This window comes from Pseudoalteromonas sp. TB64 (assembly GCF_000498095.1).
In the GTDB taxonomy this organism is placed as follows: domain Bacteria; phylum Pseudomonadota; class Gammaproteobacteria; order Enterobacterales; family Alteromonadaceae; genus Pseudoalteromonas.
Window position 1 is genome coordinate 1 of sequence record NZ_AUTQ01000269.1, and the last position, 5,110, is coordinate 5,110.

Sequence of the window (5,110 nt, forward strand, 5' to 3'; positions counted from 1 at the left end):
ACCTTTGGCCGTGATGGATTTCTTCCATCAGCTGTTGCTGGCGCCTCAGGCATGATTGCAACGTTACTTTTAGCGATATGCTTAATAAGCCTTTACCGCAAACAAGACTAAGGCTTAATAGCTCACAAGTCATTGGCTCTTTTTGAATAAAGTATAAACATCGGCGCATATTACATATAAGAATTCGCCGATGTTTTACATTTAAAGCATTCCCCTAGCCTATCTCAAAAGCTTTTAACTAATTTATGTTTTGATGTATGGAATCAAAATTTGACACCATTTACCCAATAGCCTCTTGCTAGTTTTGTGTATTCTCAATAGGTCAATCTTTATGAGCTAAATATAACAATGCTATAAAATTAACTACAGGAATTAAAAAAAGAAAACCCATCCAGCCTTTAAAACCAGCTCTAGTAAATACGCGCCAACCTGCAAACGCTATCAATGCCCAAATTGCGGTAGCTATAATAAAACCCATTATACATTCTCCTTAAATCTAGGCCATTCTGAGAAAGCTAAATAAAACAAAAACGCCAGGTTTAGTGCTGGAATCCAAAATACAAATATTGGCGTGTCTTTAAATCCAGCCTTAAAATAAATTTTACTTATTGCATGTCCACTTGCAAACCAAATTGCTAATACAATTATTATTTCTATTACTACCACACAGTTCTCCTTTAGTATTCGTGGTGAAAAAAGCGAAAAGTTTATTGTTTAACTATCACCTTTTTTATTATCAAATTTCGTTTTAAAACTCACTACATTGCTCTTTGAATATTAAATTTTTAGCAATTTAAGTTTTGATGTATGAAGTCAAGATTTGACCCTTTTGCTTTTGACCCTTTTGCTTTTTGACCCTTTTGCTTTTTAGCAAATTTAAGATGGGTGTCTTATTAGTTTGGAAAAGGGATAAGAATCCTATTTAGGTGTTGGAAAACACATACGCCCTAAGATGAATCAAGTTACTTATCTGCATTGACAAGTAAGGGATCACTGCTGTTAAAATTTGGGTGGAGAGAGAGCTTTAGTGCTTGCTGTCCACCTAAGGGCGTGTTGCTAGTTTTCTTTTTAGCCATATACAGCTTCATTACGTTCTTTTAAAGCTATTTCGACCACATCTAAAACTGTTTTAAATCGAGCTACCCAATCAAAATCATCAGATTCAACAGCTTTAGCTTTCAAATAGTTTCTTAATTGCTCTTTATTGGCATTTGACTTAACAGCAAATGGTTTAAGAACTCCTTCAACATCTGTGTCAAAATCCTGAAACCAATTGGGATGTTGACCATAAGCTTCTATAATCCATTTATGCGGAAATAAACCTTCTAATGAAAATCCATCGTGTAATGTCACAAAATCTTTTTTTGTATGAAAAGGGATGTTTTTATTGCCAAAATATTGTTGTAAAGTTCGTCTTGTTTTATCTCCTGCGCTATCACCATCTAAAACAGTCACAACAGGCCTTTCTGAATAAATATATTCATAAGTAGCTTTCATAAAACCCTCCATTCCAGCCACTCCTGTGAAATCAAGAATTTCAGATCTTCTTACATAAGGCCAATTAAATTGCTCTTCAGTACCTTCAGGCACGGTAGATAAAAACCACTTGAATATCTCTCTATCAGTTTTACCTTCTACAAAAATATTAGATATACCTAAGTTATAAAAATCACTAAACCTGACACCAAGCGCTTTTCTAATCGATGTTGTAGCATTAACATAACTATCATATTTTATTACTTTTGTTTCTTTTCCATCGTTCATTGTACCTAAAATACGCTGAGGATCCTGAGAAACAAAGCCTAGGGAATGTGTAGTAGTAACCAACAGTGCTTCAGCACTAATTTCATTTAACATTTTATGGCAAGAATCAGCTAGCTCGGGGTGTAAATAAGACTCGGGTTCTTCAATCAACCAAATAGGGCATTTATTTAATTTTTTCTCCTCTTTCGTTATCCAAAGAAAAGAGGCTAATATAGCAGAGGCTTGAATACCCATTCCCTTTCTATCTATCGAAGTTTTATTAGGATCAGATAAGTGAAATTCAAACTTATGTATTAACTCTTCCAATGAATTATTAGGAAGAGAAAAATGTGACGTGATATGTGGTAAACCGGCTACTTTCAACTGCTCATCTAAATGATTAGATATTCCTTGTAGACTTTCATTAATTTCTTGAAGTTTATCATCCAAAACCCTTGAGACTGAGCGTTTGATAAAAGGCTGTAATAATGAAGTATAAAGGTCATCAATACTTTTTGACGATGGGACGTAATGACAGACAAATTTCTCTAATAATAAAGTAACTGCTTGCCTTTGAATTCTTGAAAATGCTTTTGTTGTATCAGCTTTTTTTTCTCGTTTGTGAAAAATACATACTTAGGATTTTCTGAGTTAGGAAATGAAAGATATAAATTAAATTTTTCAATTATTGTTTTGGGCTCTACGAGCATTTCATTTAATTCTTGATACAGATCAAAAAAATCATCATCAGAACTTCCTCTAATACCTGAAAAAGCTACAGTTAATGTAGTTTGTCCTGTTGTCACACCAAAAGTTTTATCTTTTTTAGCTTCATACCCAAGTTTATTTTCGAAACCAGTAAAAAGCATTTCGATTGCTTTTAGAATATTGGTTTTTCCGCTACTATTTGGTCCCACAATCGTTAAACCTTTATTTAGGTCTATTGTTTGATCTGCCCCTATAGTTCTAAAGTTTTTTATCCGTAAATTTTCTAATTTCATTAACAACAACTCTAAATTTGATGATGAACAATTTGTAAACTAACAGCTTATTGAACCCCACTTTGGTGGGTTATAACACACCAAAACGGCGTATGTTACGTTGTTCGATATTCACACCAAACAACTCATTTATAAACAGGTAATTACAATTGCTACTCAGTAGCCTTTATTATTTAACCCCAAAACTAATTTTAATAATGTTATGAGGCAAATTACGATTAACTGTACTTATATTCAGCCATAAATTAATTCTATTTTTTCCAACCTAACCTTTAACTAAACGATTTATCAAATTACCACTCATTTTTAAACCGTGAATCATTTTCACAAGGGTCACCATCTCTATCCCCATCCATTTTTGTATTTGGGCAGTTATTAATGAAAAATATTGCTTCATCTTTGGATGTCATTTGGCTACAGTGCTGCCTGCCATCACACGTAAAATTTTGCGTGCTTTTTGGAATAACGATTTTAGGAATAACGACTTTAGGGTATTTTTCATCAAAGGTGTCTAAATCGTCATTAGTTGCTAAATCGTCATTGAAGATAATGGGTGTTTGGCTGCTTGAGTGAGTGTTATATTTATTAAATGCATATAAACAAAGTGCAGCGATAAGACCAATTGAGGCGGCTTTACCTAGAAAGCTACTGGCAAAGTTAGATTTAGCAATGCGGTGCGGCTGGTTATTGTTTTTTTGATGAGGTGCTTTAAGCTCTGTAACGCCTTCTATGCGGCAATTAATTGCTTTGGTTTTACCGTCGGGCTGGGTTGCAACTTCAAAGTAAATGGTGTCGCCCACTTTAGGCTTGCGGCTCATGTGTTTGAGCGCTGATATGTGTATAAACGTGTCGTGCTCTAGGGTGTCTGATTTAATAAAACCAAAACCTTTGTCGGTTTTCCACGACTTTAACAGTCCTTTGTTCATGTATCCGCCTATTTTGCTTAAGCTGCGATTTACGCAAATTCCATTTAAGTTAACAATTGTTCATAGGTTAGACATTAAGAGATAATTGGATTCAGGCCGCATTTTAATCGTCCTTTTTCTTTATCTCTTTTTGGGTTCGCTCTTCGTGCATATTTTGACAAAAAACTGATAGTTTTTTGCCATGCTTTATTCAGTGTCGATATCACGCCTTGTGTTATCGACTCCATTAATTGATAAAACCAACCTTGGGTGTTTTTTGCTACCATAAATGTTGATAGCTCAATACCGGCAAGTTGTTGAACACTCATGCCTATTCGCCTCTTTACTAACAACGTCAATAAACTTGCCCACACCAAGCCTTCCATCATGCTCGCTTTTCTGGTGTTAAATTTTTGCAGGTTGCAATAAGACTTCCATTCTTTAAACAGTAACTCTATTTGCCACCTGAGACTGTAGAGCTTTATTACCGCTTCAGCGCTAAATTTTTCTCGATTTAAGTTCGTTGCCCAATAAGTAGGCTCACTTTTTCCTCTAGGCCAGCTCGCAATCAATCGATAATTAGTTTTACCTTCCACATCCATATCGACAATAACACTACGACGAATATGCTTTTTAACGTCCTTTTGCTTCTTCTGTGAAAACCGTTTTAACGCGTTACCGTGACGATTAAAAGCAGCTACTACGGTTGGATTAACCGTGGTTTTAGCCCTGACAACATAAAAGCCTCCTGCTGTATCAATTGATTCAAGATACGATAACTTAAAATAACCTCTATCCGCTAAAAACAAGGTGTCGACTAACGATTTAGCATCAGGTAAAAAATCATATTCAGCTTGGCTATCAGGACTCACTGAGATTTCTTCGGGATAACCTTGAAGCACATCCCAACTCACATGAACCTCTATTGCCGCAGGACTTATTTTAGTAAAGCGACCTTTAAAGGTATCTTTTAAACTATCGTGCACTGCGAACGAACTTCCGTCTTGCAATATGATGCGTTTGAAATCTGACAGTGTGACTTCTGTGCCGAGTATTTGTTGCTGCCATTCATTTAACGCCACATCGACCAGTGATTTCATCAATTGGCTGAATTCAGGCTTACTCAGTTGATTGTGAAACGGTTTATATTGAACATCAGTTTCCGTCAACTTCACAAAATAACGATGTAAATCTGTCACGGTGTTTACCGATTTATCGCCTAGAGCCGTTATTAACGACATGACTAATTCGAAAGGTTTTATTATTCGTTTACGGCTACAAAAACGGCTTGTTTTACCTATTTCGTTAATATTAAAATCGTTAAGCACTTTCGTTATTTTGTTTAACTCAGTATTATATTTATTCATGCTCTGCTTTTGGGATAGATAGTGGTTTGGCGATTACTATCAGATCAAATTCAGAGCATGTTTTCAAGTTTTATTCCTTAAGATCCAACCTATG

Annotated in this window: 6 protein-coding genes and 1 pseudogene; 1 reads left to right on the top strand and 6 read right to left on the bottom strand. The window is 35.2% G+C overall.

Going from position 1 to position 5,110, the window contains the following annotated elements; all coding sequences use genetic code 11:
* Positions 1–111, top strand: a pseudogene (locus tag L647_RS1000000126655) (thiamine biosynthesis protein ThiC); the annotation flags it as partial.
* Positions 112–322: 211 nt separating this feature from the next.
* Here L647_RS1000000126655 and L647_RS1000000126185 read toward each other — a convergent pair.
* The 6 genes from L647_RS1000000126185 to L647_RS0122475 form a co-directional block, all read right to left on the bottom strand.
* The gene (locus tag L647_RS1000000126185) at positions 323–478 is read right to left on the bottom strand and encodes a hypothetical protein (RefSeq protein WP_173399985.1); all 156 of its coding nucleotides are present in this window, start codon (positions 476–478) and stop codon (positions 323–325) included.
* Positions 478–666: a hypothetical protein gene (locus L647_RS0122455; protein WP_024612719.1), complete on the bottom strand. Its 189-nt coding sequence runs from the start codon at positions 664–666 to the stop codon at positions 478–480. The genes L647_RS1000000126185 and L647_RS0122455 overlap by 1 nt, the downstream gene beginning before the upstream one ends.
* A 402-nt stretch (positions 667–1,068) precedes the next feature.
* Complete coding sequence (locus tag L647_RS0122460) at positions 1,069–2,373, bottom strand: AAA family ATPase (RefSeq protein ID WP_216712747.1); 1,305 nt, start codon at positions 2,371–2,373, stop codon at positions 1,069–1,071.
* Positions 2,292–2,744 (bottom strand): AAA family ATPase, encoded by a 453-nt coding sequence (locus L647_RS1000000126290; RefSeq protein ID WP_024613000.1) that lies wholly within the window; start codon positions 2,742–2,744, stop codon positions 2,292–2,294. The genes L647_RS0122460 and L647_RS1000000126290 overlap by 82 nt, the downstream gene beginning before the upstream one ends.
* 293 nt (positions 2,745–3,037) lie before the next feature.
* Positions 3,038–3,670, bottom strand: coding sequence for a cold shock domain-containing protein (locus L647_RS0122470; protein ID WP_024613001.1), 633 nt, complete (start codon positions 3,668–3,670; stop codon positions 3,038–3,040).
* Positions 3,671–3,744: 74 nt separating this feature from the next.
* On the bottom strand, positions 3,745–5,016 hold the full coding sequence (locus L647_RS0122475) for an IS4 family transposase (protein ID WP_024610808.1): 1,272 nt from the start codon (positions 5,014–5,016) through the stop codon (positions 3,745–3,747).
* Positions 5,017–5,110: the final 94 nt, after the last annotated feature.